Annotated in this window: 12 protein-coding genes and 1 CRISPR repeat array; of the genes, 7 read left to right on the forward strand and 5 right to left on the reverse strand. The window is 40.1% G+C overall.

Features of this window, described 5'->3' with window-relative positions; all coding sequences use genetic code 11:
• Nucleotides 1–3 precede the first annotated feature (3 nt).
• The 7 genes from cas7b to ACYRYY_RS03265 all read left to right on the forward strand — a co-directional run bounded on the left by cas7b (nt 4) and on the right by ACYRYY_RS03265 (nt 9,813).
• Entirely contained in the window at nt 4–936 is a 933-nt protein-coding gene (gene cas7b / locus ACYRYY_RS03235) for a type I-B CRISPR-associated protein Cas7/Csh2 (protein WP_460214056.1), read from the forward strand.
• A 1-nt stretch (nt 937) separates the two neighbouring features.
• Nucleotides 938–1,810 carry a CRISPR-associated protein Cas5 gene (gene cas5 / locus ACYRYY_RS03240; protein WP_460214057.1) on the forward strand — a complete coding sequence of 291 codons (873 nt, stop codon included), beginning with the start codon at nt 938–940 and terminating at the stop codon, nt 1,808–1,810.
• A 58-nt stretch (nt 1,811–1,868) separates the two neighbouring features.
• The gene (cas3, locus tag ACYRYY_RS03245; protein WP_460214058.1) at nt 1,869–4,040 is read left to right on the forward strand and encodes a CRISPR-associated helicase Cas3'; all 2,172 of its coding nucleotides are present in this window, start codon (nt 1,869–1,871) and stop codon (nt 4,038–4,040) included.
• A 10-nt stretch (nt 4,041–4,050) separates the two neighbouring features.
• On the forward strand, nt 4,051–4,548 hold the full coding sequence (cas4, locus tag ACYRYY_RS03250) for a CRISPR-associated protein Cas4 (protein ID WP_460214059.1): 498 nt from the start codon (nt 4,051–4,053) through the stop codon (nt 4,546–4,548).
• Nucleotides 4,549–4,554: 6 nt separating this feature from the next.
• A complete protein-coding gene (gene cas1b / locus ACYRYY_RS03255; RefSeq protein ID WP_460214060.1) occupies nt 4,555–5,550 on the forward strand; it encodes a type I-B CRISPR-associated endonuclease Cas1b in 996 nt (331 codons plus the stop codon).
• Nucleotides 5,550–5,816: a CRISPR-associated endonuclease Cas2 gene (gene cas2 / locus ACYRYY_RS03260; protein ID WP_460214061.1), complete on the forward strand. Its 267-nt coding sequence runs from the start codon at nt 5,550–5,552 to the stop codon at nt 5,814–5,816. The genes cas1b and cas2 overlap by 1 nt, the downstream gene beginning before the upstream one ends.
• 143 nt (nt 5,817–5,959) lie before the next feature.
• A CRISPR array of direct repeats spans nt 5,960–9,103; the repeat unit is 30 nt; unit sequence CTTTCGACCCTACCTATAAGGAATTGAAAC.
• A 281-nt stretch (nt 9,104–9,384) separates the two neighbouring features.
• The gene (locus ACYRYY_RS03265) at nt 9,385–9,813 is read left to right on the forward strand and encodes a hypothetical protein (RefSeq protein ID WP_460214062.1); all 429 of its coding nucleotides are present in this window, start codon (nt 9,385–9,387) and stop codon (nt 9,811–9,813) included.
• A gap of 13 nt (nt 9,814–9,826) precedes the next feature.
• Here the strand turns inward: ACYRYY_RS03265 and ACYRYY_RS03270 are convergent, their stop codons facing one another.
• From ACYRYY_RS03270 to ACYRYY_RS03290, 5 genes are all read right to left on the reverse strand, one after another.
• A complete protein-coding gene (locus ACYRYY_RS03270; RefSeq protein WP_460214063.1) occupies nt 9,827–11,182 on the reverse strand; it encodes a toxin-antitoxin system YwqK family antitoxin in 1,356 nt (451 codons plus the stop codon).
• Nucleotides 11,183–11,330: 148 nt separating this feature from the next.
• On the reverse strand, nt 11,331–12,131 hold the full coding sequence (locus tag ACYRYY_RS03275) for a hypothetical protein (RefSeq protein WP_460214064.1): 801 nt from the start codon (nt 12,129–12,131) through the stop codon (nt 11,331–11,333).
• A gap of 145 nt (nt 12,132–12,276) precedes the next feature.
• Nucleotides 12,277–13,818 carry a sensor histidine kinase gene (locus tag ACYRYY_RS03280; RefSeq protein WP_460214065.1) on the reverse strand — a complete coding sequence of 514 codons (1,542 nt, stop codon included), beginning with the start codon at nt 13,816–13,818 and terminating at the stop codon, nt 12,277–12,279.
• The gene (locus tag ACYRYY_RS03285; RefSeq protein WP_460216450.1) at nt 13,815–14,444 is read right to left on the reverse strand and encodes a response regulator transcription factor; all 630 of its coding nucleotides are present in this window, start codon (nt 14,442–14,444) and stop codon (nt 13,815–13,817) included. The genes ACYRYY_RS03280 and ACYRYY_RS03285 overlap by 4 nt, the downstream gene beginning before the upstream one ends.
• Before the next feature lie 27 nt (nt 14,445–14,471).
• Nucleotides 14,472–15,652 (reverse strand): IS3 family transposase gene (locus ACYRYY_RS03290; RefSeq protein ID WP_460214066.1). Its coding sequence is split into 2 segments (ribosomal slippage): nt 14,472–15,371 and nt 15,374–15,652, totalling 1,179 coding nucleotides; the frame shifts between segments, so codons are not numbered across the junction.
• Between the last annotated feature and the right edge of the window lie 355 nt (nt 15,653–16,007).

A 16,007-nucleotide genomic window follows, 5' to 3' on the forward strand; every position in this document is an offset into this window, starting at 1 on the left:
GAAATGGGAAATAAAGCAAAACAAAGCGAGATTCTTTTCATATGGGATGCAAGAATGTGCAACCCCAACGGTGATATGTCTGCCGATAATGCGCCAAGATTTGATGATGTGGATGAAAAAGCCATAGTCAGCGATGTTCGTGTTAAAAGAACTATCAGGGATGACCTGCAGTACAGAAAGGGGCAGCAGATTTTCATAAATAATGAAGCGATTGTGGAAGGCGGGCTTAATGCGGAAAAACGCTTTGAACAGATAGCAGACGGCAAAACGAAAGAGCTTGGAGCATTCCTCACATGCATTGACAACAGGCTTTTCGGAGGAGTTGCACCGAAAAGCAATATTCAGCTTGTGGGTGCTGTGCAGTTCAGCTGGACAAAATCCCTGAACAAAACAGAAACTGTCCTCAAACAGGGTACAGGTGCATTTGCCACCGAAGCCAAAGAAGGGGACGATGCAAAGAATAAAAAGACTTTCCGTGCAGATAATTACATACCTTACGGGCTTTTTGCCATGTACGGTTCAATAAACTCTGCTCAGGCTGAAAAGTCCGCCGCAACTGAAGAAGACATCAGAACCATGCTGGACTCACTCTGGTTCGGAACAAAGCTGCTGAACACACGCAGCAAGGAAGGGCAAAAGCCGAGGCTGCTTATTAAAATAACATATAAAAGCGATAACAGATATTTTATTGGTCTGCTGGATGAGCTTGTAACTCTGGATAATGAAGACAGTAAAATCATCCGTAGCGTTTCCGAAGCGGAGCTGAATTTTTCAAGGTTAATTTCGGCTGCAAAGAAAGCAGAGGAATTTATCGACGAAATACTCATTGTTCTTGATGATTCCCTTGAGGGCTATAAGAGCGGGCTTTCATCTCTGCCCAAAGTAAAAATCATGGATGAGATTGAGTTTTTAAAACAATTCCAGCCCGGAGTATAAAATGTTCGGAATAAGACTATGGAGCAGGTTCGGTTCATTCCGCGATCCGCTCACCATAACACAGAACCTAACCCTGCCCTTCCCTCCGAAGACAACAATCGGAGGGATGATGGCTGCAATTTTAGGGATCGATTACAACGAGTATTTCAACGATCAGGACTTCTTCGGCTTTAAATACTCTGTTGTGCTGGATAGACCCATCAGAAAAAAGAGCTTTGCTCAGAATTATATAAATGATTATACAAAAACATCTGAAACAAAACTGAACACTTCTCTGGGATATTTTCTCTCAAGCAGTGAGCTTAGATCGCTGCTTGATGAAAAAGAAAATACTGATGTATCAAGTCTCAGCAAAAAAGAAGCAGCAGCATTCAGTAAAATCGACGCCAAAATTGCAAAAACGAAAGAGACAACCGACAAAAAATACCGGAGCTACGCAAAGCAGGTTTCAGAAAAATTCACAAGCCCCAAGCCAATTTTCAGGGAGCTTCTGATCGATCCCGGCTATGTAGTCTTCGTAAAGAACTTCAAACACGAAGCCGCAATAACTGAGCATTTGCAAAAACATTTTTCAGAATTCACCCTGTACATGGGCAATTCCGAATTTGCCGCAAACTATGCTTATCTGCCATGCTCTTGCGAAGAATATACCGCAGACACAGCAGATTCCTTCACCGCAAGCCCTGATTTGCTCCTTTTTGAAGCGGGGAAGAAGTACATAAGCATGTATTCCGCAACAAGAACTGAAACAAACAGAACATATGGCGATTACAGAAAACTGGTTATCTCCGATAGGAGGATAAAGTTTAGAACTGAACGTCCGCTGACAAAAATAGTTACAGAAGGAAACAGTTATAGCTGTGAATTTGTTTGATATACCAGAGAAATTTAAATCTCATCCGGATTACCCTTACCGCAGCCATATCTTAAATATGGCTGCCGGTTTCAACTGCCCACAGCACGGCGCAGCAGCCTGCTTCCACGATTTCGGCAAATTACACAGAGATTTTCAGCAGTTTATAACAAACATAGGCAAGTCGGACAAAACAACCCACGCAGTTGAAGGAGCATTTTTTTATCTACTGCTGAAACAGCGGTTCGATCCGCAAATGTTCCCTGTTTTCCTCTCGATCCTCCGTCACCACGGCAACCTGATCGATGTGAACAACTATATGACAAATAACTTTTCAGATGACCACCGTATAACAGAAATCTTAAACAGAATAAACGATATTTGCCGCTCGATAGAACTTACGGAATATACAGATGAATGCGCAGATGAGATTGCAGAACAGTTTGATACAGTTAGATTCGTGCAGGATTTTAAACTGGGCGGACTCTACGGTTATTTCAGCGTCAAATCTGTATTCTCCAAGCTGATTTTCACAGACAAATACGAGGCTATTTTCAAAGCCGCCTATAGTGAACAACAACCGCCCGACTCATTGAAGTACACTGACAGGCTGCTTAATTTCATCGGCTCTAAATCCAATGCAATGTCAGAGGTGCGCAATACAGCCCGAGAAGAGATAATCAGCAATTACAAAAAGAATTCAGATAAGAATATCTTCATCATTGAAGCTCCCACTGGTCTTGGGAAAACCTTCACCGCTCTTCATCTGGCACTTGAAATATGTACTGATAAGCAAAAGAAAAAACTGATCTGCACTCTCCCTATGACTTCCATCATAGATCAGACCTTTGAGGAATACGGAAACATAATTGATGCTGCCGATCTTGTGAGGGCGCATCACCTGACATCTGCAAAAAACTATGCAGAGGATAATCCGCTTCATTATCAGACATCTTCTGCCCGCCAGAAAAACGATTATGTCAACTCCTCTTGGTGTTACGATAAGATTGTGATCACTACATTCAACCAATTGTTTAACGCATTTTTTTCCAATAAGAATAAAGACTTGATTAAATTCTGGACTTTAAAGGACAGCGTTGTGATCATTGACGAGGTTCAGGCTGTACCTAGGCGGATTTTCAAGGATGTATCAATAATCATCAAATATCTGGCAGACAGCTTCAATATAGACTTCATCCTTATGTCTGCAACAATACCGGATATAAAAGCTTATCTCCCTCAGGATTCTTATGCGGAACTGCTTGACAATTCATATTATTCGATGAGCTTCAACAACAGATACACCCTGTATCTTGACAAATCGGTCAACACTCCTGAACTCCTTACAGAACGTATTGTTGAAGCATCCAAGAAATATAATTCAGTGCTTTGTGTTGTTAACACAAAGAAGCTGTGTCTGCAAATTTTTGAACTGCTTGATGACTCCGGATATTTTAATGATGACGAACTGCATATGCTCAGTACTAATCATATTCCGCTGCACAGAAAAGAAATAATTAATAATCTAAAATCAAGGATTAAGAATAAGAAAACCATACTGATATCTACTCAGGTTATTGAGGCAGGTGTTGACCTCGATTTTGATACAGGCTTCAGGGAATTTGCACCCCTTTCAAGCATTATCCAGACGGCAGGGAGGGTAAACCGAGAGGGCTTAAAACATAATGCACCTATGATAATCACAGATAAAATAGGCAATTCTCCCTATGACGATAAAGATGTTTTATATAACGAAGTGTCTGCACTGTTTTCTGATGATGTTCAGGAAAAGGATATGCTGCAGCTTCTAAAAAAGTATTTTGAAACTGCACGGAAAATGACCTCACCTGACCCTGTCTTTATTCATCACATGGAAGCTTTGAATTTTGAAACTGCTTTTATCAAATTCGGTGAACATTTTATGAAAGGTCAGCCGGATCTGCTGCCGTTATTTATTGAAACTGAATACGGGCTTTACGAGCGATTTAAAGAGCTACACGACCAGTCTAGCAATAAACTGGCCGCTGCCGCCAGTCTTGAAGAAAAGATGGATGCAAGAAGCGAACTGCACGAACTCAATAAAAAAATTTCACAGTATACCATTAACTTAAGGCACGCTGATTTAAAAGGTTTCAGTGAATTTTACCCCGACAGTGATATGCGCTGGTGTCCGTTTACCTATATAGAATCCGGCAGCAAATATTCATTTAAAAAGGGCTGGTTCGGCGGTTACAACGAAATATATCTTTAGGAGCAAACGCATGTCAGTTTCGCCATCAGTGTATAATGCTTTTCTCATCTGCCACAGGCAGGCTTGGCTGATGTCTAGGCAGATGAATGCGGATCAGGAAAATACATATCTGGATATAGGCAGGCTGATTAGCGAAGAAACATTTGAGCGGGAAAAAAAGGAGATTTACATCCCTGATCTAGGCGCAAAAATCGACCTGATAACAAAAAAAGACGGCGAATTCTTCATAGCAGAAGTAAAAAAGTCGTCTACAACACTCAAAAGCGGAATAAATCAGCTTAAATATTATCTGTTTCTCCTGAAATCCAAAGGATTTAATCTCAAGGGGATGATAAAAATTCCCGCCGAAAAGAAAAGCATTACCATAGAGCTTACTGAGAAAGATGAAGCGGAGATTAAAAAAAATCTGGAAGCATTTGAAATACTTATGAAAGAATCTGCGCCACCCGCACCTGTCATGCTGAAAATATGTCCGAAGTGCGCTCATTATGAATTCTGCTACTGCTGAGGAGTTATGAAAGAAACTGTTTATATTTTCTCAAACGGCGAAATCGAACGGAAGGACAACACCATTCTGTTTGAGTCGGAAGATGGCATAAAAAAATATCTTCCGGTTGAAAACATCAGGGAAATCTGCATTTTCGGCGAAATTGACCTGAATAAGCGTGTTTTGGAATTTTTCACAAAAAAAGAAATAATTCTCCATTTCTTCAATTACTACAGTTACTATGTCGGTTCTTACTACCCCAGAGAACATTATAACTCCGGTTATATGATACTCCATCAGGTTCGAGGTTATGAAAGCGCAGAGATGCGCCTGAACATAGCACGCAACTTTGTTGAAGGTGCGGCGAAAAACTGCCTAAAGATAATGAAATACTACGATCGGAGAGAAAAAGATCTTTCTGGTCAGATAGATGCAGTGGAGAATGCGCTTGGTGAGCTTGGCAGCCAGACAAGCATAGAAACCCTCATGTCTGTGGAAGGGAAGATCAAGCAGTTTTATTATCAGTGTTTTGCAACCATCATTGATAATCCTGAGTTTTCTTTTGAACGGCGGTCAAAACGCCCACCTAAAGATTATATCAATTCTCTGATAAGTTTTGCCAACTCAATCATTTACACTGTCTGCCTTTCTGAAATTTATCAGACGCATCTTGACCCCCGCATCGGATTTCTTCATACCTCCAATTTCCGCAGATTCTCGCTTAACCTCGATATAGCCGAAATATTTAAGCCCGTTGTGGGCGATAGGACAATTTTCAGCGTCCTCAATAAAAATGTCATTACTGAAGAAGATTTTGATAAAGATCTGAACGGCATCATCCTTAAACCTTCAGGAAAGCGGAAGTTCGCCGAAGCACTGGAAACCCGCATGAAGCAGACCATCAAGCATTCAACCCTGAAAAATGATGTAAGTTACAGAAGGCTGATAAGACTGGAATGCTACAAAATCGAAAAATATCTTATGGGCGAGTGCGAGTATAAGCCTTTTGTTATGGACTGGTGATGTTTATTATTTTGTATTATGATGTTAATGAGAAAAGATGTGCGAAGATGCTCAAAAAATGCAGAGAGTATCTCGTTTGGGTGCAGAACTCTGTTTTTGAGGGCGAGCTTACAGAAGGGCAACTGGCGAGGCTTACCAATGACTTAAGCAAAATCGTCTGCGGTGATGACGGAGACAGCCTTGTTATTTACAGGTTCGAATCAAAGAAATACAGCGAACGCATAACTATCGGTGCTGACAAAAAGGACGAAATTAATTTTCTCTGATTCTGTCGACCGCATATACTGCATAAAATACGGGGCAAAGACAGAAGTCTGTTTCCTCCAAACTATTAATACCAAAAGAACAGTATTTTCATATTGTTTTTTTCAGCATATTTAGGAATAATAGAAACGTGCATCCGGCGATGCTTTCGACCCTACCTATAAGGAATTGAAACCTTAAAAACTTTGAGGATAAAGCGTATGAGCTTGGCACTTTCGACCCTACCTATAAGGAATTGAAACCCCATTCATCAAATGATTGAAACTCAAAGGCGAACACTTTCGACCCTACCTATAAGGAATTGAAACCTCCAATCCCCTTGAGGCATATGCATCAACAGACCCTCTTTCGACCCTACCTATAAGGAATTGAAACTTGTAAAAAATGTAACATTGAAAAGGATTTTCTTGTCTTTCGACCCTACCTATAAGGAATTGAAACTCACTATAGTAACAGGTTCAGCTATTGCCGCTTTTCTTTCGACCCTACCTATAAGGAATTGAAACAAAGAATGAATCTTAGAGGAGCTAATCTTAGAGGAGCTTTCGACCCTACCTATAAGGAATTGAAACTGAATTTGAGGGAAAAATGAGTCTGATCAGTGCTGCTTTCGACCCTACCTATAAGGAATTGAAACTAGTAAAATTACTCATAGAGTTCTTTAATATCTAACACTTTCGACCCTACCTATAAGGAATTGAAACCTGTCGTAATGTTCTTTGCGTACAGATCTACAAGCTTCTTTCGACCCTACCTATAAGGAATTGAAACTTCGCAATGAACAACGTTTTCCTACCCTTGCAGTAATCTTTCGACCCTACCTATAAGGAATTGAAACTACATCTAAAAGTAAAATACTTAACTGATGCTAAGTCTTTCGACCCTACCTATAAGGAATTGAAACCGGGCATAATTGTACTATTTTTGACAAGCTCGATCTCTTTCGACCCTACCTATAAGGAATTGAAACTTATACTGTCCATCTCGTCCTGCTTGCGGCGGTCATCTTTCGACCCTACCTATAAGGAATTGAAACAACCCCATCCGTGGCTTATGCCCGCATGAATGCCCCCTTTCGACCCTACCTATAAGGAATTGAAACCCATCAACGGCATTTTTGGCATTGATTGATAGTTCAGCTTTCGACCCTACCTATAAGGAATTGAAACGAGGAAGGGGGCATGAGAGTTGTTAAAATAAAAACACTTTCGACCCTACCTATAAGGAATTGAAACGGGTCTACTGGCGCTAAAACCCGCCTTGCCCGCCATCTTTCGACCCTACCTATAAGGAATTGAAACAGAGATCAAGAAGAGAAACGGAACAAAACGGCAAATACTTTCGACCCTACCTATAAGGAATTGAAACTTGGACTTCTTAGAGGACAGCGAAAGTTTGGACAAGCTTTCGACCCTACCTATAAGGAATTGAAACACAGGAAATACACTAAAGGGGAAATGAGCGTGTTTGCTTTCGACCCTACCTATAAGGAATTGAAACGTATATTATGTGCTAATGTATCAAAAGATATAAATAACTTTCGACCCTACCTATAAGGAATTGAAACCATTTTTCAGCGGGTCTTGTATCAAAATAACTTGTCGCTTTCGACCCTACCTATAAGGAATTGAAACATATAATAGAATTGATTAATCAATCTGAAATAATATCTTTCGACCCTACCTATAAGGAATTGAAACTTATACGCCACATCAACAGACTGAATTTCAACAACACTTTCGACCCTACCTATAAGGAATTGAAACCACGGCGGCATCTGTGAACCCGGCTAACGTGGCTCTGCTTTCGACCCTACCTATAAGGAATTGAAACTGTTCCGTGCCCACACTGTGAGAGCGAGTTTGTTTCTTTCGACCCTACCTATAAGGAATTGAAACGAAAAGTAAACGCTGCACTTGAAAGATGTGTTGATACTTTCGACCCTACCTATAAGGAATTGAAACGATGTAGATTTGTGTGGTCTTTTTGTTGATGTGTTGCTTTCGACCCTACCTATAAGGAATTGAAACAGCCCTTCCGGCGGTCGTTCAGCCTCACCCGTGAGTCTTTCGACCCTACCTATAAGGAATTGAAACCCGCCACACCAAAAGATGCACCGGTAAATTTCTTGCCTTTCGACCCTACCTATAAGGAATTGAAACTCCGCACTGGCGCAAGGCGGTCATACTCTGCGGCTACTTTCGACCCTACCTATAAGGAATTGAAACTCTGAACGAATGCAACGAGTCGGGGCAGTTCACTAACTTTCGACCCTACCTATAAGGAATTGAAACAACAGTATGAACCGGATTTTAGAGAAGAGTGTGTTTCTTTCGACCCTACCTATAAGGAATTGAAACTTCCTGAAGACGTTGTAATCGTTGCCGACTCCAAAGCCTTTCGACCCTACCTATAAGGAATTGAAACCCTAGAATAGATTGCCCGTGCCATGTAGCAGCGCCGCTTTCGACCCTACCTATAAGGAATTGAAACAGCACTTTCTGTGCATGACTCCGCCCGTCAAATGCGCTTTCGACCCTACCTATAAGGAATTGAAACCGTTCTCGGACAAACGTTCGGCTGGCTAGCTCGAATAACTTTCGACCCTACCTATAAGGAATTGAAACCCGTTGAATGGATGATAAATAGATGATGGAGGTCTACTTCCAACTCTACCTATAAGGAATTGAAACACGAGTTCATCAAGCATGACATGCGCTTCATCAAAACTTCCAACTCTACCTATAAGGAATTGAAACAGTTCATAAACATTTCCGTTTTCTTATCGCTGTCACTTCCAACTCTACCTATAAGGAATTGAAACCTGAAGAAGCGAAAGATAAACGCCCCACTGTTGCCAACTTCCAACTCTACCTATAAGGAATTGAAACTATTCATACTTTGTGCCCCTCTGCGCTGAGTGTGTCTCTTCCAACTCTACCTATAAGGAATTGAAACGATCACTATGAGTGCAATGATTGAACATAGCACCCCTTCCAACTCTACCTATAAGGAATTGAAACTAAGAGAAACAAACCATGAAATCGGTCACACAGATACTTCCAACTCTACCTATAAGGAATTGAAACCTTGTTAATTTTCTATTACCATCCATAAGTTCAGACTTCCAACTCTACCTATAAGGAATTGAAACTCTTTCAGACACCGCAGGGCGCATCAAGAAGAGCCATGCTTCCAACTCTACCTATAAGGAATTGAAACGGGATAACTCATCAGACATACCAGTATCATGAAAAAACTTCCAACTCTACCTATAAGGAATTGAAATCTGAAATTACCATTGCACAAGAATATTCATAAATGAAAACAGTATATTTATGAAATAGTTATATCCATAATCGGAATGAGAGCGTCTTACAAATTTACTTTTATCATCATAAAAACAAATATTTTATAGAAACTCCTCTCATTACAATTAAATCTGTATACCAATCATTTATAAACCATTATTAGATCTATCTATTGATTACCAAAATGCTCCCACAATTCTTTTCACGATTTTTTCACGTCAGGGTGATATATTATATTAAATATTTCATCGAGGCGGACATGAAAGTTGATTACAGCTCCTACAACAGGCACACATACCCCGTGATAATATTTGAAGCTGATGGAACGCTGATATACATGAATGAATCCGCACACCGCATTTTCGGACAATTCTCATGCGGAGAACACAAATGTCACTACATTTTCAGAGGATTTGAAAATGAGTGCAAAAACTACATGAACTGCGTATGCGGAAAAGAGGCAACCTGCATTAACGGCAAAGCAAGCTTTGTGCGTGAGGCAAAAACACTCAAAGGAAAGGCTTTTTTCATAGTTGAAAGGCTTCGTATTCAGGAAAGCGATCACTACATGGAATATCTTTACGATATAACACAGACCGCTTCAAGCTATATAGAAAACGGCTGGATGAGCAAATATGAACTGGAAAATCTGATGCTTGATGCAGAAGGCTCATCAGGAACTATGTAAAAACTGTTACGAGTCAATAATAGAAATTGACCATTTGAATAGCCTTGTAGTTTTCAAGATCCTGCTCAATGAAGAAGTCAGCTTTATCCCAGCAACGCATCTTCTGCCATAACGGCAAAGAGCTTTCATCAAGGTTTATTTTCAATCCTTCGTCAAAGCAAAACCCTTCCAAGGGAACACCATCCCTGTATATTACTTCAAAGCCCGCTCTGCCGCTTTCAGAATATGCGTCGACTTTTCCATCGGGCTTACCGTTCTTATAATTCAAGATATATGCGGGATTTCCGTTATCGTAATAAATGCCTCTTTCCCCCTCAGCCTTTCCATTTATAAAATAAACGTGTGAATACAGCCTTCCTGACGGATAATACTCTCCAAATACCCCCACTGCCTTCCCATCTTCAAACATCAGCTCTGTTTTAAGCTGACCGTCAGCATAATACAAGGCATATAAACCATGCTGCACGCCTTTTTCCATAGACATCAAAAAGCTGGGGTTGCCGTTCTCATAATATGCTCTTATATCATCATAAGGCATATTGTTTTTATAATATGTTTCATATGCTGTTTTTCCGTTTTTATACATTACATAAAAACTGCCATTAAGCTTCCCCTCTTCAACCTCTGCATTCACAAGACCATCAGGACTTACACATTTGCCTGAAGCAACTCTTCTGCCAGGAAAATAGAAAATATTATCATGCCTTTCAGCTTTTTCACCGCTGCAAATCCACTCCTCATTAGTTTGTTTCAATTTTGCTAAAGGAGATTCCAGTGATAAAAGCCTATGCGCACCTTCCCAGCAAACTACATTTTGCCAGCTAAACAGCTCGCTCCCTTCAAGAGGTACCCTGCTGTTCACTATACAATACCCTTTTTCCGGTTCACCGTTTAAGTAGCTAATCTCAAAAACTTTTTTTCCATTTTCAATAAAAGCTTCCGACGTACCTTCAAGCTTGCCGTTTTTATAATGAAATCTGTAAGCAACAGACCCGTTTTCAAAATAATAGACAGAAAATCCGTTTTGTTTACCGTTAATATAACTTTTTTCTGATCGGACTGCCCCTTTTTCATAAAATTCAGTCACTTTGCCATCAAATAATCCGTTTTTCAGTGAAGTTTTTAAATATAATGTACCGCTCCGGTAATATATTTTCCCTTCATTTTCTGTTATTTCCGACTGAATACTGCCGTTTTCATAGTATAATTTTATTTTTCCGGTTTTGACCCCGTCTTTATACTCAGATTCCTCTTTTATATTTCCGTTCACGTAATAAACTGTAAGCAGTCCATCTGGTAATCCATGTTTTATTTCGGCGACAGCCTCAACTTTATTTGCGTGCATCTTGATACACTTGCCTTCAGCCAACTTTCCATCAGCATAAAAAAACTTTCCGTTCTCAAAAAAAGCAGTTTTCCCAGAGCAAGACCAGTCGGAAGCATACGCACCGGCAGAAAAAAGAAGTAAAATGATAAAAATGATATTACACATATCTGTTCTCACAGCTATGTTAAGACTACCTATCATGGCATTCCTTATAGCAGTCATTGTCACTGTCATTACTGCCCTGATCACCTGTGTTATACTCAAACAGAGGAACAACATTTGTTCGATAATAATCAAGTCCGAAGTCTAAGCCATTACGTATATTCATAATATCCCCTTGATTTCTGTTAAAATCCCAACTTCCGACATTAAGATTAAAACCTTCGTAACCGGCATCAAAATAAAGCCTGTTAATAGACATATCCAAAGACACTATATACATCAAACCAACATAATTAGCATTGCCACTGCTGTTAAAAAAGTCATCACGGAGGGCTTTTAAAAAAAACTCTTCAATCAAAGCACTATCAACAAAATTTTTGCTTCGGTTCATAAAAATGGCTGAACTATAAAACATGACTTCACCTTCAAGACCTGAAGGCTCAGTCCCCGGCAGCATCTTTAAAAGCTCTGAAGTTGAAAATGGAACATAATCAATTTGAGAAGGGATTGAAAAATTTAAATAATCAATATACTGCTCACTCCCGACACCGCCTTGTATCAAAAGCGTGTTCCCCTCATACTTTTCAACTATCAGAACAATCGACTTTATAAAACTTGAGTCTTCCGGGTTATAAAGATTATCAAATATAACTACAACATCCGAATCGGGTGCAAATTCAATATCATTAATAGATAAAGCATTTGTTTTTGAAGGAAAGATAAAAGGTAATCCAAGGCAAGTATAGGTAATAACTGATGATGACAATCGAATGAATTTACGTCTGGTGCATGTTCTCTGGCAAAGTATTGTTTTTGAGTCTTCTTTCATAATGATCTCCATAAGCCAACAACAATATTATCAACATATTTACGGGAACTTATTACGAATGAGAACTTCTGGAGAGTTTCTGTTCATCTGTTAACTTAACGGTAACACACCTAAATTAACATTACAATAAAATAATTAGATAAGCCTAACTACACAGATTAAATGAATCGGGAAGAATAACTCTGAATTCGGTGTATTTGCCCACTTCAGATTCAATCTCAAGTCTGCCTTTGTGGGCGTGAACAACCCTGTTTACTATGGAAAGCCCAAGTCCTGTACCCGGATAATCCTTTTTAACGTTACTTGCTCTGTAGAATCGTTTTTTAACGTTCTCCATTTCTTGAGAAGGAATACCGCAGCCTGTATCTCTTACTGTAAAGCATGTTGCATCTCCACCCCTGAAAGCTCTGACAATCAGCTCCCCTTCCTGTTTGTTAAACTTAATAGCGTTGGAAAGAAGATTATCTATAAGATATTTGAACACATCTGCATCAACGCACACGGTCAGATCTGCTATATCTGTAATCAGGTTAATTTTTTTCTCTTTCATATCCTGTTCAAAAAATGCAAGTGTCTCTTCAAACATTGAGGTTATTTTAACAGGAGCAAAGTGATAGTCATGCTGCTTATGTTCAAGCCTGCTCAGGGTTATTATCTCATTAAAAAGCCTGTTGAGAGCCTTGGAGCTTCTTCTGATTGTTTCAGCGGATTTGTGCCTGATGTCCGCATCGTTCTCAAGCTCCGGCTTCTGCAAAAGTTCGCTGTAAGCAAGAATCTTGGTGAGCGGAGTTCTTATTTCATGGGAAATAGAGTCAAGTATCTCTGTTTTAAATGAGTTAACAGAGCGGAGTTCTTCATTTTTCTGTTCAAGCTCATTCACAAGGAGAACATACTTACCAGTAACATCTTTCAGCCTTCGTTTGAGGTTTTCCTCATTTTGGAGAATACTTTCCCGCATGAGGTTAAAAGCTTCTGCCAGCTCTTCTATTTCATCATCTGTGTCAATATCCACATTTTTTGTATAATCACCCGATTTAAAAGACGATGCAGCTTCAGTCAGGATATCAAGTTTCCTTAGCACCATCGCACGGACAAGTATGCTGATTGTTATGACTATTCCGAGAAAAGTAACAATTCCCGCCATATAAAAAAAACGGTTGTTGCGGTCAATGGAAGTTTCTATCTCATCCAGCGGAACGGCAATAGAGATTCCGCCGCGGAGATCACCGACTGTATATCCTTGGTATATATGGCATTCAAGACATGCATCGTTTATATAAAGAGGCGCCATGTATCTGTAGATTCTTTTTTTGCCCTCTTCTATGGTTTCATCATACTCTTCTTTTCCTCTGGCGAGAGCGTTCAGGGCACGCTTTTCAAATTCATCCGGAGCGTTTTCAGGGTTGATAAGACTGGTGCTGGTTATATGAAATCTGAAGCGGGACATGACCCCTGCATATTTTGAAAGCTCTTTGGTAACAACAGCAGGAACCGGGCGCACATCATTTCTGTTTTCTGCAACCCACTGACGGGTGATGATAATCATCTCAAACAATGTCTTTGCCTGAATATGTGCCTGCTCAATAATCAGCTCTTTCTGGCGCTGCCAGAGAAACATTGTGGAAAGCACCACAAAAATTACAGTAACAATGACAATATTGGTAATAAGCTTAAGAGTCAGCCTCATTTCTTCACTTTATAGCCCACACCTGAAACAGTTTTAATAATATCCGGATTTTTGGGGTTTGTTTCTATTTTCTGACGAAGGTTTTTAACATGCACATCAAGGCTTCTTGACCATGAATACACCGTATTTTTTCCCCAGATATCCTTCACTATCTCATCTCGAGAAAGAACCTGCCCTCTTTTTTCATAAAAATACATGAGAAGTTCAAATTCCTTTGGAGTAATGTTTATTTTTTCGCCGTTTATATGAACTGTGCGGTCGCATTTGTCTATGTTTATATGAAAAAACTGAATTACGCCTTCCTGCTGGCAATCCGCAGCTGTTTCCGTTCTGCGGAGTATGGCTTTTATTCTTGCAGTAAGCTCTATATTTTCAAAAGGTTTCGTAAGGTAGTCATCAGCGCCGTACTCAAGGCATATAACTTTATCGGAAACATTATCTCTGGCGGAAAGGATAAGGATCGGCACATCTTTCTCCTTTCTGATGAGCCGGCATATCTGCTGCCCGTCCACATCCGGCAGATTCAGATCAAGCACAATAAGATCAATGTTGTTTTCCCTTGCTTTTGAAATGCCTTCTATCCCGGTAGAGGCTGTCAGAACGGTATATTTTTCAAGAGAAAGCAGAGGTGGTACCCATCTTTAGTACAGTTTTTAGACTGAAATAAGGTGGAAACTCTCAGTCATTTTATCATCTTTTTTCCAAATTTGAATCTCTAATCCGTTATAAGCTTCATATGGCGTTCTGTCGCCCAGAGAAGAATGCGGTCTTCCTGTATTGTAGAAATTTATCCAGTCCGCCAGTCCTCGTTTCAGCTCGTGTCCGTTATCAAACGCATGGAGATAGACAAAGCTATATTTCAATGTCCGCCAGATGCGCTCAATCATGACATTATCCATCCAACGCCCCTTGCCGTCCATAGAGACCTTAATACCTGCATCTTTAAGGGTTTGCGTAAAGTCATAGCTGGTAAACTGACTCCCCTGGTCAGTATTAAATATTTCAGGTGTTCCATACTTTTCAAGGGCTTCTTCAAGTGCAGCCACGCAGAAATCAGAATCAAGGCTGTTTGAAAGTCTCCAGCTGAGAACTTTTCTGCTGTACCAATCCATAATAGCCACCAGATAGAGGAATCCTCTTCTCATTGGTATGTAGGTGATATCAGAGCACCAAACCTGATTAGGTCGGTTTATATCAATATCTCTAAGCAGATACGGGTATGTCTTATGCTCCGGATGTGGAACACTGGTTTTGGGCTTCTGATAAACGGCAGCTATGCCCATCTTCTTCATAAGTCTACTTACACGCTTGCGGCTGACATTGTATCCATACCTTCTGATAAGCTTTGCCATCTGTCTGGAACCGAAGTCAGGCGTCGCCATAAACTGCTTATCTATTATGTGCATAAGTTCAAGATTCAAAGCCGATTCGCCGGACTCCTGATAATAATAGCAGGAGCGGCTGATGCCCAAAAGACTGCACTGACTGCTGATGGACAGGCTGCTTCTTGCGTTATCGATCATAAGCTTCCTCCGGGATATGCTTACCGTTTCCCGAAGGCTCGCTGCAAAAAATCCCGCTCCACTGTCAGCTGACCTATTTTTGCATGAAGATCCTTTATCTCAGCTTCTGTGCGCTCTTCCGACTTGCAGGGCTTGTTGGCAAAGATTGATGCCATGCCTTCTATAGCTTCTTTCTTCCACTTGGAAATCTGGTTCGGGTGAACATTATACTTGGCTGATAATTCTGATAAAGTCAGCTCCTCTCGAAGAGCTTCAAGGGCTACTTTCGATTTAAACTCCGCTGAGTAACGGGTACGTTTGGCATTTGACATCGCATGGTCCTCCAATATGCTTTTTACACCTTAGCATACTGTACAGATTTTGGGGACCACCTCTAGCAGAAGCCTGATTATTTCCAGAATTTCAGGGTCATCATCAACTACCAGTATTATTTTTTCCATTAAAATAAACCTTCAGTCATTATTTACAATGTTGTTATAAAGATATTAATGAAAACAAATTTTGTAAACGCTTTTAGGAGTGCAGAAACACTCCTGAAACGTCTAACAGCTTAAAACTGCTTTATTTTTTCAACATACTAAACTTTTTCAGCACTAAATGAAACATTAATTACAATCTTTACAGACTAAGCCTGCCCGAACAAAACTTCAACATGTGGAAACAAAT

This window comes from Geovibrio sp. ADMFC3, assembly GCF_054687035.1.

Coding starts and splice junctions, on each gene's coding strand:
- cas3 (WP_460214058.1), top strand. CDS start 1,869: ATGGCTGCCGGTTTCAACTGCCCACAGCACGGCGCAGCAGCCTGCTTC.
- cas7b (WP_460214056.1), top strand. CDS start 4: ATGGGAAATAAAGCAAAACAAAGCGAGATTCTTTTCATATGGGATGCA.
- ACYRYY_RS03275 (WP_460214064.1), bottom strand. CDS start 12,131: ATGAAAGAAGACTCAAAAACAATACTTTGCCAGAGAACATGCACCAGA.
- ACYRYY_RS03280 (WP_460214065.1), bottom strand. CDS start 13,818: ATGAGGCTGACTCTTAAGCTTATTACCAATATTGTCATTGTTACTGTA.
- cas4 (WP_460214059.1), top strand. CDS start 4,051: ATGTCAGTTTCGCCATCAGTGTATAATGCTTTTCTCATCTGCCACAGG.
- cas2 (WP_460214061.1), top strand. CDS start 5,550: ATGTTTATTATTTTGTATTATGATGTTAATGAGAAAAGATGTGCGAAG.
- ACYRYY_RS03265 (WP_460214062.1), top strand. CDS start 9,385: ATGAAAGTTGATTACAGCTCCTACAACAGGCACACATACCCCGTGATA.
- cas5 (WP_460214057.1), top strand. CDS start 938: ATGTTCGGAATAAGACTATGGAGCAGGTTCGGTTCATTCCGCGATCCG.
- cas1b (WP_460214060.1), top strand. CDS start 4,555: ATGAAAGAAACTGTTTATATTTTCTCAAACGGCGAAATCGAACGGAAG.